Genomic DNA, 22835 nt, shown 5'->3' on the forward strand with positions numbered 1-22835 from the left:
GTGAAAATACTGGACAGATACATATTAGTTACATATTTGAAGACGTTTTTGAGCGTCTTCATTATTTTAATGTTCATTTTTGTCCTTCAAACTATTTGGCTCTATATTTCTGAACTTGCCGGAAAAGATTTGGACGTTTGGATTGTATTAAAATTTCTTTGGTACGTCTCGCCAAGATTAATTCCTCTGGTTTTGCCGCTCACCATTTTGGTAACTTCATTAATGGTTTTTGGAAGCTTCGCCGAAAAGTATGAATTTGCCGCAATGAAATCTACGGGAATCTCGCTGCAGCGCGCCATGGGAAGCGTAATAGGTTTTATTGTTGTACTGTCAATTACAGCCTTCTTTTTCGCAAATAGCGTTATCCCCTATTCCGAATACAAATGGCAAAACTTACGGCGTAATATCTCGCAGTTTCAACCTTCTATGGTTATTTCAGAAGGACAGTTTAGTCAGATTGGCGATATGTTCAATATTAAAGTTGAAAAGAAAAGTGGCGATCGCGGCCAGTTTTTGAAGGATGTGGTTATTCATAAAAAAAATGAATTAAAACCCAACGGAAACTTCACGGTTATAATTGCCAATAAAGGCGAACTAGCTAGCCAAGAAGGTAGCAATACGTTGTCGTTGATTTTAAAAGAAGGAAACTATTACGAAGAAATACAAAGTAATAAACCTGGCAGGCAAAAGGGCGAACCTTTTGCTAAAAGTTATTTTGACGAATATGCTATCAATATTGATCTTACCGAGCTGAATAACAAAGATATTGACAAGGAGAACGACCTCAACAATCAAAATATGTACAATATTAGCGAATTACACGTTGAAATAGATTCGCTTTCAAAAAGTTACTCCACCGATATTCAGAGCTACACCAAAAATATGTATTACCGCAGTGGTGTAGAAAAGTTTAAAGAAAATATAGTTATTGATACTGCTAAGTCGCAATCTATTAGCACCATACTCGATATTTATAAACCTGCCCAACAATTACAGATTGTAAAACTTGCGTTGAACAATGCAAAAGGCACGCTGCAAACGGTTGATGCTAAAAAATCTGAATTTAAAAATAAAACAAAAAGACTTAATAAAACTGAAATCGCCTTACACGAAAAATACGCGCTTGGCGTTGCCTGTATTATTCTGTTTTTTGTGGGAGCGCCCCTTGGAGCCATTATTAGAAAAGGGGGAATGGGCTTGCCAATGGTTGTGGCAATATTGCTTTTTTTAACCTATCATTTTATTGGGATATTCGCCAAAAACAGTGCTGAAGACGGTACCATGCATCCGTTTATTGCAACTTGGTTAAGCACGGCAATTATGTTTCCACTCAGTATTTGGCTTACCTACCGCGCCACCACCGATCAAGGTATTTTTGATTTAGATTCATTTATGCAACGTATTGGGCGATTGTTTCGAAGAAAGACTAACAACAAGCCAATAGAGAAAGAGGAAGTTACCATCATACTTACACAACAAGAAAAAGCATTGATTTTATCTAGGACGGAAACACAACTTAAAGACATTGTTAAAAATTATCGTCAATACGGTTATTCTGAAGAAGTAAGAAATGCTGCTATACAACAATTAAACCTAAAAGGATATTCTGAAATGGAGCTTAAAATGAGTGGCGATTTTGAGAATAAAACATATTCGACTGCTCTACAAAACTTTAACGAATCTTCTAGTTTTTCTAAAAAAGGATTAGTAGCTTATTTTATTTCCCTGATTTGCTTAGTAGGAATGATCTTTTTCAATAATATAGATTTAACATTTTCTGATACACTAAAATTTATATTTCAAATTGGTCAGATTATTTCTTTAATAGGACTTTACATTTTTGCAATTAAATCTCTTTTAAGTAGTTCAAAATTTTATAAGGAATTAGGAAAAGAACAAGACACGGGATCTTGGATGATTTTTATCTTGCTAGGCCCAATTATATATGTTTTTCTTCATTTTAACCATATTAAAAAAATGAAGGAGGAATTACAAGTTATAAGTTAGAATATTTCTTAAATAAATTACCACATCAAAAATAGAAACTATACACGTTTGTAATCGCTATTTAAAGCCGTTTCTATTATCTTTGCACTCACAATTTTAAGCTATGATTTCCACAGAAAAAGATACTACCGTTCAACTCAACACTATTGAAGAAGCTATTGAAGACATTCGCAATGGGAAGGTAATTATTGTAGTTGACGATGAGAACCGTGAAAACGAGGGAGATTTTATTGCAGCCGCCGAAATGGTAACGCCAGAAATGATTAATTTTATGGCTACCCACGGGCGCGGCCTTATTTGTGCGCCCTTAACCGAAGAGCGTTGCAAAGAGCTAGATTTAAACATGATGGTAGAAAACAATACGGTACTACATCATACACAGTTTACAGTTTCAATAGATTTAATTGGCCACGGATGTACTACAGGAATTTCGGTTCACGACCGTTCAAAAACTATAAAATCATTAGTTAAGGACGAAACAAAAGCTAGCGATTTGGGAAGACCAGGACATATATTCCCGCTTCGCGCAAAGCAAGGTGGCGTTTTACGAAGAACTGGCCATACTGAAGCTGCGATAGATTTAGCACGTTTGGCAGGTTTAAAACCCGCTGGGATTTTAGTTGAAATATTAAATGAAGATGGCACAATGGCGCGTCTTCCGCAATTAATAAAAGTTGCCAAAAAGTTTGATCTAAAACTTATTTCAATTGAAGATTTAGTGAAATATAGAATGGAACACGATTCCTTAATTGAAAAAAAGGAAGATTTTAAAATAAGTACAAAATTTGGCGATTTTAGACTTCGTGCTTATAAGCAAACTACTAACGACCAAATTCATATTGCCCTTACAAAAGGCAATTGGAAAGAAAACGAACCCGTGTTGGTTCGTGTAAATGCTACTTTAGTAAACAGCGATATTTTAGGAACCTTAACCAATAATGCCGAACAAAAGTTGGACGATATGTTTAATGTAATCAATAACGATGGGAAGGGCGCACTTGTTTTTATAAATCAACAAAGTCAGTCATTGAACCTATTAAGCAGATTGAAAGAGCTGAAAGAAAATCAGAAGCCAAACGAAATTGCCAAGGCACCTCGTATAGAAATGGATGCCAAAGATTTTGGAATTGGCGCACAAATACTTCACGATTTGGGTATTCACAAAATTCGACTTATATCAAATAGCGAGCAAACCAAACGTGTGGGAATGATAGGTTACGGTTTGGAAATTACGGAATACGTTAGTTACTAAAATAATTTCGCTAATCACACGGAAGGCTTTCAATTAGAGAATTTATACGCACCGAACGGTCAGTCATAAATTCAGGAGAATGAAAATAGGTTATGTAATCTATTAATTCTTCATAAACTTTAGACCTATGTTCTTGCCACGTGGCATCATTTAATTGATATACTTCCTTTTGTAAAAAAGCATCGATACCAGCTGTGTAATTTGGTATGCCTGCGCGATCGTAATTTTCTTTTATTCTTCCGAATAGTAAAGCTGCTTTACCGTATGGATTACCTAAGTCTTCAGATAATTCTTCTAAACGGTCAAAAATCTCTGTTAGGGATTCCTTAGGATGTTTACCTCTTAAATAATCTTCAAACATATACTCTAAAATTAAAATAGCATATGTTACCTTATCGCTATTATATTCATCTGTACAATAAAATTGAGTTCCTCCAGAAAGAATTAACATAGCTTGAAATTCGAGCGCTTCCTTTGCTCTTTTACAATTACCTTTTGATTCATTAACCATTCCTTGACTTACAAGCAATTTCATATGATGAGAATGTAAAACAGTGAGACATCGTACCTCAAGTGGCTCATCGCTTACAATATTTCCACTCTCACATCATTCCTTCCATCGCGCTAGCATCTGAAGCTTCTTTACCAGTATCAGTGGCATTACCACGTTCCTTTTTAACGTCTTCAATAAGATCGTTTACACTAATCTGTGTGTAAGATATTGAGGGGAGGGTAAAACACACTAAACATACTATTGCGGATAGAAATTTCATTATTTAAATATTTTAAAGGTGCTACATTCCACTATAATCTGCCTTGCGAATTGTAAATGGTTTCTCTTTTATAGAAGTGCAAATCATGTGCATATTGTCTCGTTTCTTTTTGTTGGAAGTGTATTCCATTTCCATCATCATAGAATTCTTGTCGAATGGAATGTTGGTTGCATTATTATTTTTCTGCATTTTTTCCATACTCGCAAACATGCCTACAAAACTTACTGGTGCCTCATTTGTAATATAAATTTTACTAGTGCCCTCCTCCTGCTGCACCAAATATCCTTTACATTTATAACCAAGTATAGTTTTACCAGCAATGGGCGTAATGTTTAAATCTTCCACTTTGTTTTCTTCGCCGCTTTGCCCTTTTTCAATCATTTCCTGCATTTTATCGCCTAAGGGCATGCGCATTTTCATTGCCATCTTTTTACCATCATTTTCCATGAAGGATACCATGGCTTGGTTTTCCATATCGTAAACAATTACGTTGTTATTTTTATCGTCTGGCATCGCATTGCCAAAATAACCGGCATTAGGTTGCACGTAGTACTTAAGCGTTGACTGATCTTTATTTGAAGTTATTTTCATATCAATTTCATATTGAAAAGTATAACTATCCGGAAGGCCTTCCAAACCTCCACCAAAGATGTTCATTGCGCGTTGCTCAACAATTGCTTTTTCCTCTTCTGTTAGTTCTTCAGTTTCAGAATCGTCTGTGTTCGATTTTTTTTCACCATCTCCTTTTATGACCCCATCAATTGTCTTGTCTGTTGATTTAGAAACTTCGCGGTCTGTTCTGTTTAAAACGGTTCTCTCTACGGCGTTTTCTGCCTTCTTTTTAAGTTTTTTAAAAAATTGAGCTTGAACATTTGTACCTAAAAGAATAATGCAAAGCGTAATAAGTAAATTTCTTGTTTTCATTTTATTGTGATTTTTAACGTGTTCTATAAATAATTTAGTTTCGTAATTTTAAAGTTTCATGCCAATGTTGCATTGTTAGAATTATTGTTAAAATACTAATTTTTTTTTACAATGCAAGAAATAGTAAAATCACACTGACTACAATTCACTACGTGTTAACCTCTTATAAAATAAGACAATTGAAGCGTGTATTAAAATCGAAAAGGGAAAAAGCTTTTATATAAATACTTCACACATTAAAAAGTTCAAAAAACCAGACCCTTTCAAGCCGGATATCTATTTTGAAGAGATTAATAAGAAACAATTTTTATGAAGCAGGCCAAGTTATTATGAAATGTTACAGCACCGAAGCGATTGCATTTTTTATAGCCTCTGCCCTTTCGTGTACTTGTTTCTCTGTCCAACCAATTTTAATCAATGACGAAATGGTTCGTCCCATCACGGCATCGCTTTTTGAGAAATCGGTATTGTTTAAATCCTGCATTTGGGTTTGTACTTCGGAAGGAAGATTGCCCAGCGTTTTTAAGTTTCGTAAATGTTCCCAGCCATTTATGTAGTGCCAGTTGTTGGTGTACCAATAAAAACAGGCATCAACCCCCGCCTCAGCTATAGCTTTGTGAGCTTTTTGGGTCAATTCTTCTGTTGGAAGAAAGAAGCTTAAAAACGAATAGTTTTCCTCGCCACCTTCGGGAACTCTTCTAAAAGTAACGCCGTTTATGGTTTTTAAAGCTTCGCGAAGCATTGTATAATTTTCTTTTTGGGTGTTTAAAATACCGTCTAATTTATCCAATTGCGCCAAACCGACAGCCGCATTCAATTCAGAAATTCTAAAATTGTATCCTAAAAACGGGTGCGATTCTGCCCCGCGATCTTTTCCAATATGGTCGTGACCATGGTCTTGGTAGTGATCTGCGTGCAATGCGTATTTCTCATTATTGGTTAAAACAGCTCCGCCTTCACCGCAGGTAATTGTTTTCACATAATCGAAAGAAAAGCAGCCTAAATCGCCGTAACTTCCCAAGGCTTTTCCTTCATAGGTACCACCAATAGCTTGGCAAGCGTCTTCTAACAGAATTAAACTATGTTTATTGCAGATCGCTTTTAAGGCCCTTAAATCTGCCATTGAACCACACATATGCACGGGCATTACACATTTGGTTTTTGGAGAGATTGCCGCTTCCACAGCCTTTGGATCCAACGTTAAAGTGTCGTCAATATCCACTAAGATTGGCACAGCGCCCAACGCCAAAATAGATTCAAAACTAGCCACAAAAGTGAAGGTTGGCATAATAACCTCATCGCCCGCACCAATGCCTGCAGCAGCCAGTGCCACTGTTAATGCCGCTGTTCCGCTTGAAACAAGTTGGCAATATTCTGCATCCATTCGTTTTGCAAAAGCAGCTTCAAATTCCTGCGCTTTCCAATGATTATTACGCATTCCATCAAAACCATAGCGCATTAAAACGCCAGTTTCTAAAACGTCGTTTACTTGTTTGCGCTCTTCGGCGCCGAAAATTTCAAATCCGGGCATTTTTATTTATTAGTTATTAGTATTGAGTATTGAGTATTGAGTATTGAGTATTGAATATTGAATATTGAGTTGTACTGCTTAATAGATGAGATTCAAAGGTAATGGTTGCGTTTGTGATTGAAAAGCTCTTCAGTTAAAATACACTATAAATATTCAATTTTTGGGATGGTTTTTCAGGTTTATTTGAGAGGTTTCGAATTAGCAATTAATAGTGTTTTAAGCTTTATGATGGTGTTGAATATTTTTGTTTTTAGCTACAAATATCTATTTGTGTGTTACTTAAAGGCCATAGTTTAAAAAAGCACTATTTTTAAATAATGGTTGACATCAGCTTCAAAATGCATTATATTTGTAATGATAGACACCGCGATTACAGCTATACATTTTTGTTTTAGATACACTCTTAGTATTTGCAGATGCATTATAGTGTGCGTATCAGTTTTCCATTAAAAATTACCTAAAGCAGAAGCCGCATTGACCTGGACCTCACCCGGACCTCACCCGGACTTGACCTGGACCTTTTAGGGAGTAACCTAGGGTTTACTTAAAGGGATCGTAGAAAGAAATGCGAAGAAATTGGGGGTGTTTACTCTAATTCAATTACCAGTTCATTTACACCGCGACGGACCTTTTTAAGGTTTATAAAGAAATCAGATTCGTCGCGATAACCAACGGGAAGCACAATAACAGATTCGAGGCCTTTTTTATCAAGACCTAACAACGCGTCGTATTCTTTAGATTGAAAGCCTTCCATAGGGCAGGCATCAATTTTTTCCACAGCGCAAACCGTTAATAGAGCGCCCAAGGTTAGATAAAGTTGATTGATCATCCAATCTTTAATTTCGGCGCTGTTCTTCTTGGTAAACGAATTGATCAATTCCTTTTCAAAAGGCTCTAAAATAGTTCGGGGGGTTTTTCGCAAGCCTTCTACTCTTTTAAAATGATCTACTATAAAATCTTCGTTAATACTTTTTTCAACACATAGTATTAAAATATGAGAAGCATCACGCACCTGCGACTGGTTGTAGGTTAATGGCATTAACTGTTTTTTTAATTCAGGATTGGATATAATTGCTAATTTTAGAGGTTGTAGCCCAAATGAAGTAGCTGTTAAATTGAAAGTTTGTTTTAAAATCTTCAACTTTTCATCAGAAAGGATTTTTGAAGAATCAAACTTTTTAGTAGCGTACCGCCAGTGTAATTTATCTATTGTAGTTAGAGACATTTATTAGAATACATTTGAATTTATAACAAAAATACTGATAAAAGTATTAAAGCCTATTTTTAAGGATACAACCTTAAATTAGTGGCTTATAATTTTATAAAAATTTAATTTCAAAAAGAGTTAGAATATTTAAAAAAGCTTTTTATATTTGCACCCGCATTAAGGCAAATAGCTTTATGAGGCACTCAAGGAGAAATGGCAGAGTGGTCGAATGCGGCAGTCTTGAAAACTGTTGAGGGTCACACCTCCGGGGGTTCGAATCCCTCTTTCTCCGCTTAGAGATTATCAAATCTCACCAAAACCCGATAAACACTATGTTTATCGGGTTTTTACATTTTCTTCAATATCGAACAAAATCATCTAATGTCAAATAAAAAGTGCGGGATTCGGTGCGGTTTTTTTTAATTCATTTTACGCACCGAATTATTTGTTAAATGTTGCTATATAGGCTTTTATATCGATTTTAAATAATTATTTTTTGTATCTTTAAGGATATCAAAAAGTACGCACCGATGCAAACTACATTTTCCATCCTATTTTACCCAAGAGGAAATGATATTGATAGAAATGGAAACGCCCCTATTTACGCACGAATTACTGTTAATGGTAAGAGAAGTGAGTTTAGTATAAAACGTAAAGTTCTATTAACTAAATGGAACTCAGATGCAGGCAAAATGCGAGGTACGACATCCGAAGTTCGTGAGTTAAATAAGTATATGGCCACTATTCGAACCAAGCTCAACAAAATTCAAGAGCAACTATCGGAAAAAGAGACTTTAGTTACGGCTCAAAAAATTAAAAATACTTACTTGGGGAAAACTATTAAGCACAAGATGCTTTTAGAAATTTTTCAAGAACACAATAATAAAGTTGAAAAACTAATTGGTAAAGATTTTGCCGCTGGTACAGCAGAACGTTATAAAACCGCCCTAAAGCACGTTAGGGATTATATAAAATTGGAATATTTGTTAAGCGACATCCCCGTTAAAGATGTTGACCATAAATTTATTTCTGGATTTGAGTATTATCTTAAAACTACACGGAATTGCTCACACAATACTGCTATAAAGTATATTACTAATTTTAAAAAAATAATCCGTATTGCGTTTGCTAACGATTGGATTTCCAAAGATCCATTTACAAGTTGGAAAGCTAGACTTAAAATAGTTGATAGAGAGTTTTTAACTGTTGAGGAAATTCAGACAATGGTTGAAAAAGAATTACACACTGAAAGGCTGGATCAAGTTAAAGACATTTTTATATTCTGTTGTTTTACTGGTTTAGCCTATTCGGATGTAAAAAAGCTTTCGGCAAATAATGTTGTAATCGGTATTGATGGTGGAAAATGGATAAAAATTAATAGATCCAAAACCGACACACGAAGCAATATTCCAATTTTGCCCACAGCTGAAGCCATTTTAGAAAAGTACGCCGATGATTCAGAAATTCAAAGAAACCAACTTCTATTGCCTGTGTTAAGCAATCAAAAAATGAATGCCTACTTGAAAGAGATAGCAGATTTGTGCAAAATCAACAAAAATTTAACCTTCCATTTAGCGCGTCATACTTTTGCTACAACTGTAACTCTCTCTAATGGTGTTCCCATTGAATCAGTAAGTAAAATGTTGGGGCATAAATCTCTTAAGACAACGCAACATTATGCTAAAATTTTAGACAGAAAAGTTAGCAATGATATGCTGGCACTTAAAGATAAATTGACAAATTATTCCAATCTCTTTAGCGCATCAAAAAGCGTATGATTTTCTTAAAGATTAAAAAATCTTTAGTTTCTCAATTGGAGTTTTGAGTATTGTAGGATTTAATTCTTTACAATTCTAGTTACGAAATTTGCATTATTATTAAATGTGGCTTTCAAAATATAAACTCCTTGGGATAAATTGGATAAGTTGATAGAATTGACCATAGTATTGGATTTATAAACTCTCACGCCCAGAACATTTCTTATTTCAATTGAAGAAATTGGTTGTTCAGTTTCCATGAATAATTGATCACTAAAAGGGTTAGGATAAATATGTATACTTTCAAATTCTTCCTCTATAACACCCAGCGGATTACAATCCTCACTAAACACTACCTGTGGATCAACATCGGGCCAATTTACTTCGCTATATTGGGGGTCGTCTACTTCTATACATTCTAAATCAGGGTTATTTTGAGCAAAAAAACCAGAAATATTTGTATTGTTCCCATTTCTGACATTTAGGGATTCCAATTGATTTATACTACAGTACAGATAAATTAATTGAGATGCATTAGAAAAATCCAAGGAATCAATTTGATTGTTGTTAACGATAACCTCCTTCAATTGATTATTTAAAGTGACATCCAGTTCCGAAAGATTATTTGAGGATAAGGAGAGATTTTCTAAGCTTAAATTATTAGTAATATCAATTGAGTTAAGATTATTTTCGGTCAGGCTTAAGTGAGTCAAGTTAATATTATTAGATAAGTCTATAGTAGAGATTTGGTTAAATGGGGCGAACAAAAATCTTAGAGATGTATTTTGAGAAACATCCAACGCACTTAAATTATTTGTATAACAATAAAGTATTTCCAATTCAGTATTTTGTGTAACATTTAGACTGCTTATATTATTACCATAACAATATAGTTGTTTGAGGTTTGGGTTAGCAGAAGTATTTAATGAGGATAACATATTATTAGAACAGAAAATTTTTTCCATAATTGGGTTATTGGAAATGCTCAATTGCGAAAGATTGTTTCCTTCACAATAAAGCTCCTTTAATTGCGTGTTCTGCGATAAATTTAATGAGTTTATAAAGTTATTCCCACAATTTAAAATTTCAAGTAAGGCGTTCTGGCTTACATCTATAGCAGAAAGTTGATTATTACTCACTACTACTTTCCATAAATTTAGATTCTGTGAAATATCTATAGTCGCTAAATTATTACTCGTAGCATAAAGTATCTGAAGAGAACTAAAATCCTCAATACCTGTAAGGTCGTTAATCCCTTTACTTGAAAGAGGAAGTGTAGTTATATTTTCAATATTTGCTGTAAGCACATAATTATCCAATGGCGGAGTGTCATATCCCAAGTCTATGAGTGCTTGTTCAAAATTATCATCTGGAACAAAGGTTGTTTGTGCATACATACCGATACTTAGAAATACGAAGGCAACTAGTAATTTTTTTTTCATAGCAATAGAGATTAATATCAACAGATTATTGATATCAATGGTTAAAACATTAAAATGAGATGGAGAGTTAGTTTGTTACAAATGTAGGAAAATTACTCAATACAATATCAATTGACTAATATTCTCTATGCTATGTAATCATGCGTTCATTTTGATATAAAATTTTAAATTATTGATTTTCAATAATTTATTTAAAATTGTTGTTTATTTAACAATTATTTTATGAACTGAATTATACAACTTATTGATTTATTTCCGTTCTTTATAATATACGAAATCAATATATTCGATTTTGTTTAGCCAAATAACTCCCCCATTATAAGTTTTTGTTAAGACAAAAACTTTCTAATTATCAACCAAAAAAATTGATAAGGAAATATTTTCTTATCTAGTCTTATTATATAGTCTTTAGGCTGTTGATTTTTATCAATCGTTAAACATATGTCGTATGAGTGATTTTCATTTTTTCACAGAACCCTCAAAACTAAATTCACAAACTTCTGGACAGGAGTTTGGGGCGATAGATGATAATCAATTTCGTTTGGGCAACATGTTCACTTCTAGTGCAAGCGTGGATCCAAAGGCTTTCGCAGTTTCTGATGGATTAATTTTGGTTCAAAAAATTGATGGGGTTGAGAAATATAATATAGTATTAAAACCTACAAATCAACCAGATTTAAACCTTCCTAAAATCGATTATATTATCTATAAAGGAATTAAAAAGGAAAGCATTATAAATGGCACTAAGGTTGCCGTCTCTACCAACAATGACTTAACAAGAATAATCCACGAAAATGCAATCTTATGGTATCAGAATGAGGGGGAAACAATGCCCTCTTCGGAACCTGCGGCTGATACTTCCTTAGGTCTCATCTATGCCTCAAATGCCTCTGAGCAGGAATATAAATTAGAAAATACCGATAGCCTAAATAAAGCATTCTATTCAACCAATCCAGTTACACTTCCGTTAGTTTATTCAGGAAACCATATTGGGGATTTTGATAAAAGTGGAGATTTTGGTATAGTGATTATATTCGAAAAAATAGGCTTTGAACCTATATTTAAGTTGGCTAGAGAATTGGACTCTATTTTGAGCTTTAATGCGCTCCCAGGCAATTCATCAAATGCAGATATTTTTAGGCGGAAGCATCACAAAGAGGATATTCTCAGTTTTATCGATGGAGCAGCTTTTTTCGGCTCATTCTTTAACTTGGGCTTGAACGTATATGATGGAAATGATTTTATAAACCGAGTGGAGGATGGATTATATACAGATGTGATTTCCAAGTTTTTTAATAAAAACAAGATATATATTGATATTCGAAATGAAACCAATGATTCCTTTAATTATTATGAAAATTATGATAATGTTATTCAATGGAGTCTTGATAATACAGATACTCTTACCGATGTAGATTATTATAGAAACTTTGGCTGGCCGATTCTATCAATTAATGATAGTGATTCAAATAGTGAATTTGACATTGCTAATACTGACAAGATTATAAATATATCCTTACCAAGAGGTGATAACGAATCTCCTTTATTTTATTATAAAAGAGTCTACAAAAACAGCTTAGGTTTTTTGCTTCCAGAGGCTTTAGAATCATTTTATAGTCCACCAGTTGTTGATGACAACTTGACAATGGAGAGCCTTACTGCTCCCAAATCTGTTGATAGAGTTTCCGCTAATTATTTTCAAATTAAATTCATACGCCGAGTAATTTTGGAAAACGATGAATCCAACGACTTCCCTCGGCAAGGTTATAGTCTTTTTAAAAGAAGTTATTTGGACAATCTCTTTCCAATTTTTGATATGTCCATCCCTTTTACTAATGAAAATTATACTAATTTGAAATTGTTTTATGATAGTTCATTTGTGGATAAGATATTAGTAGATGATGCTACATTGGACAATAACTTAACAGATTATGCATTACGAGATTTTGTATCGACTACTGGAATTGCTGCCGATGCGAATAATATAACATTTATATCATTTCCTTTTAAATATCATACAAATGCAAACGATAATGATGATTTTCTTCCAGTAAGTGGGTTAGAGGCACCTAATAATAATCCTTTTTTAATTGAATTAAATAATTTAATAAGCCCAGTTAATTTAGTAAGAAGCAATTTCGTAATTAATGGAAACACTACTGAATATCTTACTTTCATCAACAATTCGATTGTAAATGGAGAACAAAACAATAATACATATTCGTTTGATGATGTGATAATATTATCTATTACTCGTGATGAATTCGATGATCTTGAACTTCTAAAAAATCAAAACTTTATTGGTCCATATAAAATTTATTTAGGGATAAAGAATATCAGTGTTTTAACGGATGACAATGGAAATAGATATTCCTCATTTACCTATGTTTTAAGAGGATTAAATGAAGATAATGGTGAAATCGTACCTCTTGAAGTAATGAGTACTATAAATTCCCTAACCGCTGATAGTGTTCTAGGAATTAATAGTGAACATATATTCCCTATTGAAACGCGTTATATTTCAAGTGATTATGGATGGAGAATGTTAAGTGGAAATAGGAGTTTTCATAATGGTATAGACTTGGTTAAGCCTATTGCTACTGAAACATCAGGTTCTCCAATATATGCTGTAAAGGGTGGTACCATTACGAAATTAGTGACTCAAGAAGATGGAAATGGTGGAGGCGTTCGCGTTAGAATTAGATCGGATGAAAACACTAGTATAGAATATAATTATTTTCATATGCTAACAAACTCTAACAGCCATTTATCATTAAATCAGGTAGTTCAACAAGGGGATCAGATTGGTCAAGTTGGATCAACTGGTAGTAGTACTGCGCCACATTTACATTTTGAAATTTGGAATGGGACTTTAAACAGAATTGATCCTTATAGTATTTTTCCTGAATTAGCTTTATTACCATATACACGACATAGAGATGAGTAATAGTTTTTTTATTTTATTTTTTTGTGCAAGCATTTTTCTTGCCTGCACGATTGAACACAAATATATTACTGGTTCAAATGGGATTGATATGGATAAGACCGGATGTGAAAAGCAAATAATTGATAATAGGTTTTCTTTTCGACCATTGGGTAAATTGAAATTTCTAAAAGAGACCTTAACCGATACTATTTTTAAAAATACTTTTTATGAAAATTGTGAGTCTGGACACCAAAATGGAGATAAAATTTATTCCCTTTCGTTTTATACGGATGGTATATTAAATAAATACACATTTGTCAAACTGTTCAAGGAAGATATATATGTCTTATCTCAAGCTGAAATACAGAGTAATAATACCCCTCTAAAAGTCAAAACCGAAAAGGGCATAATTGGAATTGGTTATTCAAAAGCTTCTATTGCAAAAGCATTCAATATTGTTCCTAAAATTTGTGATACTTTGGAAATTTCTGATGAAGATGGAGGAAGCAATCATTGGTTGTTTTTTGAAAATGACCTATTGAAAAAAATAGTGCTAATTAATAATATAAATTAAGATGATAGCGATAACAGACACTTCCGGATATTCAAACTTGAACTTTATTGTTCCTATTCAGGAAATCAGTCTAACGATTCCTATTGTTAATCAGTATTTAGTTGGAAATGCAATAATTAATTCTACAATTACCACGGAAATAAGAAATTTATTAATTAGTATTCTAGGAAATTCTAACGTTTCTGCATCAGCTATAAGTGAATTGGCAACTTACTCTGGTTTTTATTTAGACACAAATAATTCTCCAAGTACAATTTCATTTAATAGTGCAAATGCTTCTATAGACAAACTAACCTTTTATGTTATCTTCAGGCTGCCCTCCACACATAACTTATTAGAGCTTGAAAATATTAATAACGGCGAAATCTCAAATAGCATTGGAAATAACCCTGTTAAATGGGGAAAGTTTGCCAATTATATTAGAAGCCTTTCGGGTAGTGGTGTTATCAAAATAAATTCCGCAGGTGAACAGGTGAATAACTCTGGAGAAGCAATAGATGACAATAATACTGTAATTGAAGGATGGTATCAAAAGAGAGCCTATGAATTTTTGGATGTTAGAGATTATCTTGATTCTAATGCTATAAAACCAAAACCTTTTGAAACTGGAAATACCATACCATCAGGATTATTTACAGAAATTGAGGAATATAATTTGTTCTATAGTAACGACATAAAAATACCAATTTATTTTTATCTTTTGTCTCATACTGAAAATAGGTATTCACCTTTAAATTGGTTAAATCCAAATAAGGAAAGCTCATATATATCCAGAATACCACACTGGCCTTCAAATATTACAGCCGGAGAACGTGTCCAACATTTTGTTAAGACAGTCAATCCTGCCGATATGTCTCTGTTTACTGAGAATGGCAGCTTTTTACTGAATGAAAACAGCAATGGTTTTTATATAGTTTTGGAAACAAATACAATTTATATAGAACCTGTTAATGATAATGCTATTATGACTGAGTTTTTAGATTTGAATGATGTTCTAGCAATTCAATATCTAAATAACAATCTTTATGCTACTTGGGATATTTTAGAAAATAGAATTTTAAATAAAAATTCAGGTTTAACAATTGGGATGGGTGTAGACTTAGGCGCAACATTTTCAAGCTATTATACCGTCGAATTTACTTTATCAATTGCTGGCAGTGGTACCTTCCAATTTTATTATGGGAATAAAAAAAGTCAAGAGTTAAACCATAATGTAACTAATACACAACTCAAATCGGAATTATCAGAACTAATAGATAAAGACCATCCAAATGAAATAAATATTACAAACATTTCCAGTGGTAAAAAGATTACTATAATTAGAAACAATCAAACGAGTAGTAATAAGGATCGAAAGACATATTATCACAAAATTTATGTTGGTAAAACATCAGGCTCAATCACAATATCCCTTACTCCACAAGATGATGGAAGTAGATGGATTCCAATACCAACCACTATTAATGATTCTTGGTTTCTATTTAGTAATTTTTTAGATTACTCCTTTTCAGATAATCCAATTTTACCTCCAGTTCCTCCTGTAGGAATTACATATTATTCCGATCCAGATAATAATGAGACCTATTTCTGGCTTAACAATTCCTTTATAAATCTAAATTTACTCGAAAAAGAAAAAATATTAATGATCTTCAAAAGATCGTTCGGAAATCGGAAAAATGCTGGGATAAACTATTGGAGTGCTTATAAAGAAGTTTTAAAAAAATTTGAATTGCCATCCTATGTTTTAAATATGTCAGCTGCCTACGAACTTTTTAAAAATAGATTTTTCAATAAAAATGCTATCATTAAAAATGGGGCACTCAGCAGAAATTATCCAGTGGGTTCGACAATAGAAGAATTTTTAGCTGAAAGTAACCTTATATGCAAACCAAATCAAGTTGAACTTTTAGCTATTTCACTCTACACTTATGTAAAAGGTGCTGGTGAATTTAAAAATAAAAAATTGGCTTTTATTAAGGCTATAAATCAACATAGTTATAAAGCCCTAAAATCAACTGTTTCTAATATGGACAGTAATCGCTTGAAGGTACTAGATAAATTTTATTTAAGTGCAAAAACAAAACTTTATCATGATTTGGATGCTTAAAAATAAATCTTGTTCAACATTTATAATAGTCTTTTTGATTATTAATTTAAATATTTTGTATTCTCAAAATATAAAATGTGATAATATTGAATGGAATGATTATCAAATTAAAACGGACTCGTTATATGCATATTTTGGGAGTGTCAAACTTGCGGAAATAAATGGTAATATATTTAATAAAACGAATTCAGAAATTTTAAAAGCAATTTTTGACATCAAAGAAGATGAGAAAACAACATTTTACTTGACGAAGTATTTTTTATCGCCGACAAACGAGCATCTAAATATAAAAAACGGTTTTACAGAATTTATTACTCAAGTTTATTGTATAAATGAGTTTTTATCATATCAGATTGAAAGTTATACTATTGGGGCGAAAACGATGAATTATAAGTATTTAAATTATAATTTAAATACTTTAAAAGAATTCAATTTTAATAATATGTTAGTTCAGAATCGCAAAGAAGATTTTAATCAATTTCTTAAGACTTATCTATATTGTAATAAAGAAACAATTATCAAAAACTTTAAAAATATTTTAGAAAAAAATTTTGATAACACAACTCAGATGTACTTTGAAATTTTTGAAGATCCCACTTATAGAGTTGATAACATTATAATAAATACGGAAAATTCAAAATTAAAATATTTTAACAGTAAGGGTGTTACGCTTGAAATTGATTTTGTTGATTTAAATTTCTCAAAAATCACAAATGAATTTGGAATTGATGGCCATCTAATATCCGAAATATTAATTCCATACAGCGAAATAAAAATATATATTAAAAAGGATTTTTTAAATTTAAAAAACAAAAAATAATGGCAGCACCGCAGTTTTATCCGGCCCTTAATAACCTTATTCGTCCAGAAAAATTACCTGAGCCGTTAGAGACTGCTTTTAGTACTATTACAAACAAACTATTTTACAAAACATATTATGTTGAAAAAAGTGTATATGGCGATTCTGCTTATCACCATCTCGTTCTCCTTATAAATGCACAAGTAGGTTTAAATCTTTTTGGAGGTGAAGATGGTTTTCAATTATTATTAAATCCAGGAACTGCTTCAGGTACAACAGAAATTCCAATTTCAATTTATTATAACCTTCCAATATTAAAATACATTCGAAAAGTAAAATTAGAAAACTTAAGTTCTGTGGAGGACTATTTTCTCCTTTTATTGGATATGTTTAACATAACCAAAGAAGAGCTGTTTTTTGAGTCTGTTGAAATATTTTTGAATGGTTATGAATATCCTATTCAGGAATTTGTAAATCAATTTAATCAAAATCCTGCTTATGATAGTTACCCACCACTAACATATCCTACAACCGGAGATTATTATACTGACGTTATAGATTTAATTGAACAATTAAACAATAGAAATCTAGATAGTATAATCTACATTTTGAACAACTATATAAATCAAAACAGCTTGCCAGAAGGTTTTGACGACCTAAATATTCTCTTTAATAGATGGGTAGGAGATTTTAATCTTGATACCATTGTAAATTTATTTATTCCAAAATTTTCAGCTTCTGTTGATGTAATTGAAGTTGCTTTAGCATTTCCAAGAACGTGGTTAAAACCTGTTGATGCTGAGGATAATGTTATACAAGATGACACGGTTAAATCAAGGCTTACCTATTCAGTGGGAAGCTTGACCTATCATTCTGAAAAAGGATTAGAGTTCTTAAACCCAGATAGTTTTGATTTAACCCCTTCACAAATTGGAGATACAGGTTTACTTATAGATATAGATAATCTTAAATTTGATTTTAGAAAAGACAAAAATATTCCCGAAGCTGTAGGGCGAGTATTTTAAGTGCCCGATTAGGTTTGGATGATTCTGGAGAGCCACCATTTTTCGCGTTTATCGCTTGGGGAGACAACTCCATTGAATCAGGAATGGGCGCGGATTTCCAAATTCCAAAAAGTGGATTGTTAATTGATCTTTATGCCGAAGTACAATCCGGATTTTTCTTTGATTATCCCTCTGCTTGGTATGTAAATTTCGGAACTAGAGAGGTTCCCATTACTGCCAGAGTATTGACAATTATAACGGCCCAGTCCTATTTAATGCTTTCCGCTCAGGGTATTGAAGCTGGTGCGAGAGTAGATTTTGAGCTTAAGAAACAATTTGGTCCAGCAAAAGTGCATCTTGCTGCTTATGTAGAAGTTGGAGGATATATAAGTTTTGAAAGACCACAGATTGGAGGTTACATTGCGGCCGGAGGTATTATTGATATTGACATTTGGATAGTTGCCGTTAGTTTATCTTTAGATGCAATCCTCTCTGCAGAAGCACCAAAACCCTTTCTCATATATGCCGAACTTAATCTACGGGTGTGTGTAAAAATACTTTTTGCAAAAGTTTGTAAGAGCTTCACGGTGAAATTGAAATGGGAAAAAGAGAAATCTGTTGATAGAACGGCTATCACTCCTCTTCCCAAGGGAACTAATGGTATTGACAGGACAGATGAATTGGTAAAAGGTATTCATATGCTAACAAATGAATCCTTTGATTTACATTATTCTGAAAACATTCCAAACGCAAATCAAATAGATAAAATAATTCCATTAGATACCTATATTGAATTTAAGGTTGAAAAAGGCCTGATTCCGAGTTCTATTTCAGATAAAATCGGTGGCTACACATTTCCTCCAGAAAAACATGTGGATTTAATTCCACCCCAAAAGGTTATTCGAGGTGGCAGGGAAGTAAGACAGGTAAAGCATAAATATTCCATTGAAGATATTGAAGTGAAAGCTTGGAACGGAAGCAATTGGGTTGATTACCATCCTTTTGAAGCTGTGGTTCCTGCGAGTGAACGCCCCAACGTATCGCATCTACGCATAGGGTATTGGCAAATAAAAGAAAAACAATATGATACCATTAGGCTTCTGGCCACTACGCCATTTACTTATATGGAAGCCGGTGAGCCAGGATGGAGTATCCCAGAAATTTATGGTATTACACCGTCCACATTATTTTGTTCCGAAGAAATCAAAACCGAGGACTGCTCTAATGTACTGAACAAAACTTTAGGAACAAAATACTATCCTCCTACTCAATTTGTTGGACATTTTATCAATGGTGCTTATTATACTCTTTCCAATGTTTCTGGGTATGAACTTGTTGATGGTAATATCATACTAGTAGATAACGAATACTTGGAGGTTACGGATGATGAAAATGTTTTCAATTTTGAACAATCACTTTCCTTCAATAATTACAACCAGATGGTTATTATTCTACCTGAAAAATCAGTAGAAATCAAATTAAGACTTACAACGAAAGCCCAAGGTGCAACCATTAAATATTATAAATCCATTATTAATGACCTTACCAGTATAGTGGAATATGAACTAGTAAATGAAGAATACAAAACAAAAACCCAGCTTAATAATGAAGTTTCTTATCTAAATTATGATGACGCAATTACAAAAATTATTATCCAGCCCGATGATCCGGATGTAGAGGCCATTATTTCCATTCTTGAGCAAATAGCCGAACTTTTTGAAATCACCTATGAAAGCGGCGAAGGAGGAATTACGGTTTCTGAACCAAGTAATGTTGAATTGTATAATGCATTATTGGAACAACTGGCGATTCTTAAGGGAGTGGCCTGTTCTGAGAAAAAAGATGGAAAAGATCCTGATTGTAACCCACACCCAGTAATATGTCCTTTGTATCAACAATTAGTGCAACTTTTTAACAATTGCTTTGTCCCAGTTGAAACCAGTGAAGAGGTAGATGAAAACATCGATTGCTTTGAGCAATTTAATTATATTTTAAAACAAATAGCATTTTATATTGAAACAGACGAATATGTAGAGGAATATGAAAATTTTGTATCCATATTAAATCAAATTGAATCTCTTGTAGGTCATCACGAACAAATAATCCGGTTTTTAAGATTAAAAACTTCAGCTCAATTTTTATTGGACATTATAAAGAATTTTGGAGATTGTGATTGTTTACCTACGGAAAATAACAAATGTAGCACATCCTTACAACAAATCTGTTGGTTGACTTTAGAGAATTACGAATACAATCAAACTATTCCAGGATCAGGAGCAATTGAAGAGGAATTTCAGGATATGGTTGAAGGAGTTCAAAGTATTGTCCAGCCTATATGGCGCCCCAATACAGCTTATTATGTTAAGTATAGATTAAAAGATGAGGTAGATAATGGGGAAAGTAATCCTGGTATCTATGACTACTATTATAGCTTCAAAACAGTAGGCCCGTTAGGTCATTATCATAAAAATCCAGACGTGGATTATATTAAACCAAATACAAAGCCTGATCAATATGCTCTTACCTCGCTTCGTTCCTATATAGATTATAATCGTTCTTATCCAAATGCCGACGGTAGTTTGCTTAGGGCAAAACCTATATTTTATGGCAATGAACAGTGCGAAATAAAATTGTTTTTTATTAAGCCAATGACCTCCCATTTATTGAAAGGTTGGAATGATTATTTAGGAATGTCCCAATTAGATGGAGCCTTGCACATTGCTATAAAAGATCCCATTACAGATGTTATAATTCCATATCCATTACCAATAGATTATAATGAAGAAACAGTTCCCATGCCTGCTGAAGGAGATAATTGGGTGGATGACGATGACCCAAGAATCCCAGTTCAAATTCAGGTTATAATTAATATGATTGAAAACGGAGAGATACCCTGTGAGATAGAGTTAGGAGAACTTATAGCACCCGCTAGCCAAGCATTTACAGTCACTTTAACAAATTTAAAGCCACGCAAACTATACACTGCACTTTTGTATAATGCATTTGAAGTTACCAATAACAATATTGTGAGTGAGCCTATCCATGAATTTGTATTTCAAACTTCCCGGTATTTGAACTTTGAATCGCAGGTAAATAGTTATTTATTGAATGATGGAGAATCCCTTGAGGTAAAACAAGCCGTTTATGATATAGAGATAGCGATAGACAACATTGCAATCGAAAAGGCATATGATATTATCGTAAATCCAGAAAGCCAAGCGGGAGATCCATTGGAAAATTTATATCAACATTTGTTTGATAGGGTTATTGAAGGTGTTTTTGGAATTACACCTTTGGACCCACCGGAAACCACTGAATTCAATAAAATAACAAATATTAACACTGGAAATATTATAGCCATTTTAATCAGAAACCCAGAGCCGTTTAATAATCCTAAAATTCCATTGGAACTTGTCCAGAATATGATTCAAGTGACCCTTACCAATGGAAATGTTGATAATTCTTATACCGTTTTGCACAGTAATGATTATTCCCAAACTATTGTAATAAATAATACCAATAACATTACTGCATCTATTATGAATTTTAATTTTAAATATATGAAGTGGAACGATATGGGAGGTGTTGAGGAAGAAAAGGTTGAAGTAAAAAATATATTAATTAACGCTTAAATATTAAAAAAGATGGGATTTGTAAACGAGTATACTGATAGTTCAAATTCATATATTAATATCAAAGGGGCAAAAGTATCGAGTAATGGATATTATTATTATTATGGTTCAAGATCATTGAATGCATACGTCGAAAGATTTGATGATAATGGTAATTTAGTTTGGGCGAAAGCATATAACATAGATAATTCGAATGTAGAAATAAATGGAATTATTGAAGCTAACGGAAAACTTTTTTGTCACTTTGAGAGCAAGAATAATACAAATTATATCGCAGGTGTAATTGCACTTGATTTTGAAGGACAATATTTTTGGTGTAAAACTTTTTTTAAACTTTCCAATCACCCCCACCCTATACAAAATCAGAATTCCCGTACATTCCTCTCAAATATAAATTTGATTAATCAAAACATCATACTTGGAGTTCGGGATTATGATAGTGATAATGATTCTGTCGATTTATACTTCTACAAAATATCATTTGATGGTGCTGTTCTCTTACAAAAAACCATCAATGATGTATCCCTTCAATCTTCATCTTTTTATAAATTAGATTCTAATCTTATAGTTACATATAATAATGGATCTTTTATAAAGTTAGATGAAAACTTCAATGTGATTGCTTCTAAAAAGATTAATTACGGGAGTAGTGGGGTTACATCTTTCAGAATATTAGGAATAAGTGAAAACTCTTCAAATGGATATTTTTTTGTAAACGGGGCACTTAGAAAAAATAATTCGAATCAATTTTTCTTTGCAAAAATTAATGTCATAACTTTTCAGGTACAAAAGCTAATATACTCACCCGTCAGACTGTCTAATAACCTTCCTCACTTTAAGAAAAAAATCCATGGTCATTATTTGTCTTTTTTGTATCTTCATGCTATGAAATATATAACT

General features: G+C 32.9%; 16 protein-coding genes and 1 tRNA gene. 11 read left to right on the plus strand and 6 right to left on the minus strand.

Features of this window, described 5'->3' with window-relative positions; translation table 11 throughout:
• Together K8089_RS08345 and ribB are read left to right on the plus strand one after the other, a co-directional pair.
• The gene (locus tag K8089_RS08345) at nt 1-2007 is read left to right on the plus strand and encodes an LptF/LptG family permease (protein ID WP_338149243.1); all 2007 of its coding nucleotides are present in this window, start codon (nt 1-3) and stop codon (nt 2005-2007) included.
• A 103-nt stretch (nt 2008-2110) separates the two neighbouring features.
• Complete coding sequence (gene ribB / locus K8089_RS08350) at nt 2111-3259, plus strand: 3,4-dihydroxy-2-butanone-4-phosphate synthase (protein WP_237602822.1); 1149 nt, start codon at nt 2111-2113, stop codon at nt 3257-3259.
• 10 nt (nt 3260-3269) lie between these two features.
• On the opposite strand, the gene K8089_RS08355 is transcribed toward ribB, so the two are convergent.
• The 5 genes from K8089_RS08355 to K8089_RS08375 all read right to left on the minus strand — a co-directional run bounded on the left by K8089_RS08355 (nt 3270) and on the right by K8089_RS08375 (nt 7712).
• Nucleotides 3270-3794 carry a hypothetical protein gene (locus K8089_RS08355; protein WP_237602823.1) on the minus strand — a complete coding sequence of 175 codons (525 nt, stop codon included), beginning with the start codon at nt 3792-3794 and terminating at the stop codon, nt 3270-3272.
• A 67-nt stretch (nt 3795-3861) separates the two neighbouring features.
• Nucleotides 3862-4032 (minus strand): hypothetical protein, encoded by a 171-nt coding sequence (locus K8089_RS08360; protein WP_237602824.1) that lies wholly within the window; start codon nt 4030-4032, stop codon nt 3862-3864.
• Between the two features lie 21 nt (nt 4033-4053).
• The gene (locus K8089_RS08365; RefSeq protein ID WP_237602825.1) at nt 4054-4956 is read right to left on the minus strand and encodes a DUF4412 domain-containing protein; all 903 of its coding nucleotides are present in this window, start codon (nt 4954-4956) and stop codon (nt 4054-4056) included.
• Between the two features lie 337 nt (nt 4957-5293).
• Complete coding sequence (locus K8089_RS08370) at nt 5294-6487, minus strand: DegT/DnrJ/EryC1/StrS family aminotransferase (protein ID WP_237602826.1); 1194 nt, start codon at nt 6485-6487, stop codon at nt 5294-5296.
• 586 nt (nt 6488-7073) lie between these two features.
• Nucleotides 7074-7712 carry an NAD(P)H-dependent oxidoreductase gene (locus K8089_RS08375; RefSeq protein WP_237602827.1) on the minus strand — a complete coding sequence of 213 codons (639 nt, stop codon included), beginning with the start codon at nt 7710-7712 and terminating at the stop codon, nt 7074-7076.
• 189 nt (nt 7713-7901) lie between these two features.
• Between K8089_RS08375 and K8089_RS08380 the strand changes: the two genes are divergently transcribed.
• Together K8089_RS08380 and K8089_RS08385 are read left to right on the plus strand one after the other, a co-directional pair.
• Nucleotides 7902-7986: transfer RNA gene (locus K8089_RS08380), tRNA-Ser, on the plus strand.
• A 238-nt stretch (nt 7987-8224) separates the two neighbouring features.
• Complete coding sequence (locus K8089_RS08385) at nt 8225-9472, plus strand: site-specific integrase (RefSeq protein WP_237602828.1); 1248 nt, start codon at nt 8225-8227, stop codon at nt 9470-9472.
• A 59-nt stretch (nt 9473-9531) separates the two neighbouring features.
• On the opposite strand, the gene K8089_RS08390 is transcribed toward K8089_RS08385, so the two are convergent.
• Nucleotides 9532-10893, minus strand: a complete 1362-nt coding sequence (locus K8089_RS08390; protein ID WP_237602829.1) for a T9SS type A sorting domain-containing protein — start codon at nt 10891-10893, stop codon at nt 9532-9534.
• Nucleotides 10894-11341: 448 nt separating this feature from the next.
• Here K8089_RS08390 and K8089_RS08395 point away from each other — a divergent pair, with 448 nt between their 5' ends.
• The 7 genes from K8089_RS08395 to K8089_RS08425 form a co-directional block, all read left to right on the plus strand.
• Nucleotides 11342-13840: a M23 family metallopeptidase gene (locus K8089_RS08395; RefSeq protein ID WP_237602830.1), complete on the plus strand. Its 2499-nt coding sequence runs from the start codon at nt 11342-11344 to the stop codon at nt 13838-13840.
• On the plus strand, nt 13833-14393 hold the full coding sequence (locus K8089_RS08400; protein WP_237602831.1) for a hypothetical protein: 561 nt from the start codon (nt 13833-13835) through the stop codon (nt 14391-14393). The genes K8089_RS08395 and K8089_RS08400 overlap by 8 nt, the downstream gene beginning before the upstream one ends.
• A gap of 1 nt (nt 14394) precedes the next feature.
• Nucleotides 14395-16500 (plus strand): hypothetical protein, encoded by a 2106-nt coding sequence (locus K8089_RS08405; protein WP_237602832.1) that lies wholly within the window; start codon nt 14395-14397, stop codon nt 16498-16500.
• Nucleotides 16463-17320 carry a hypothetical protein gene (locus K8089_RS08410; protein ID WP_237602833.1) on the plus strand — a complete coding sequence of 286 codons (858 nt, stop codon included), beginning with the start codon at nt 16463-16465 and terminating at the stop codon, nt 17318-17320. The genes K8089_RS08405 and K8089_RS08410 overlap by 38 nt, the downstream gene beginning before the upstream one ends.
• Nucleotides 17320-18324 (plus strand): hypothetical protein, encoded by a 1005-nt coding sequence (locus tag K8089_RS08415; protein WP_237602834.1) that lies wholly within the window; start codon nt 17320-17322, stop codon nt 18322-18324. The genes K8089_RS08410 and K8089_RS08415 overlap by 1 nt, the downstream gene beginning before the upstream one ends.
• Before the next feature lie 14 nt (nt 18325-18338).
• On the plus strand, nt 18339-21935 hold the full coding sequence (locus tag K8089_RS08420; RefSeq protein WP_237602835.1) for a hypothetical protein: 3597 nt from the start codon (nt 18339-18341) through the stop codon (nt 21933-21935).
• Between the two features lie 12 nt (nt 21936-21947).
• Nucleotides 21948-22835 (plus strand): hypothetical protein (locus tag K8089_RS08425; RefSeq protein ID WP_237602836.1); only part of this gene is annotated, 888 nt, incomplete at its 3' end.

It is taken from the genome of Aequorivita vitellina, from assembly GCF_022008365.1.
GTDB classification, from domain to species: domain Bacteria; phylum Bacteroidota; class Bacteroidia; order Flavobacteriales; family Flavobacteriaceae; genus Aequorivita; species Aequorivita vitellina.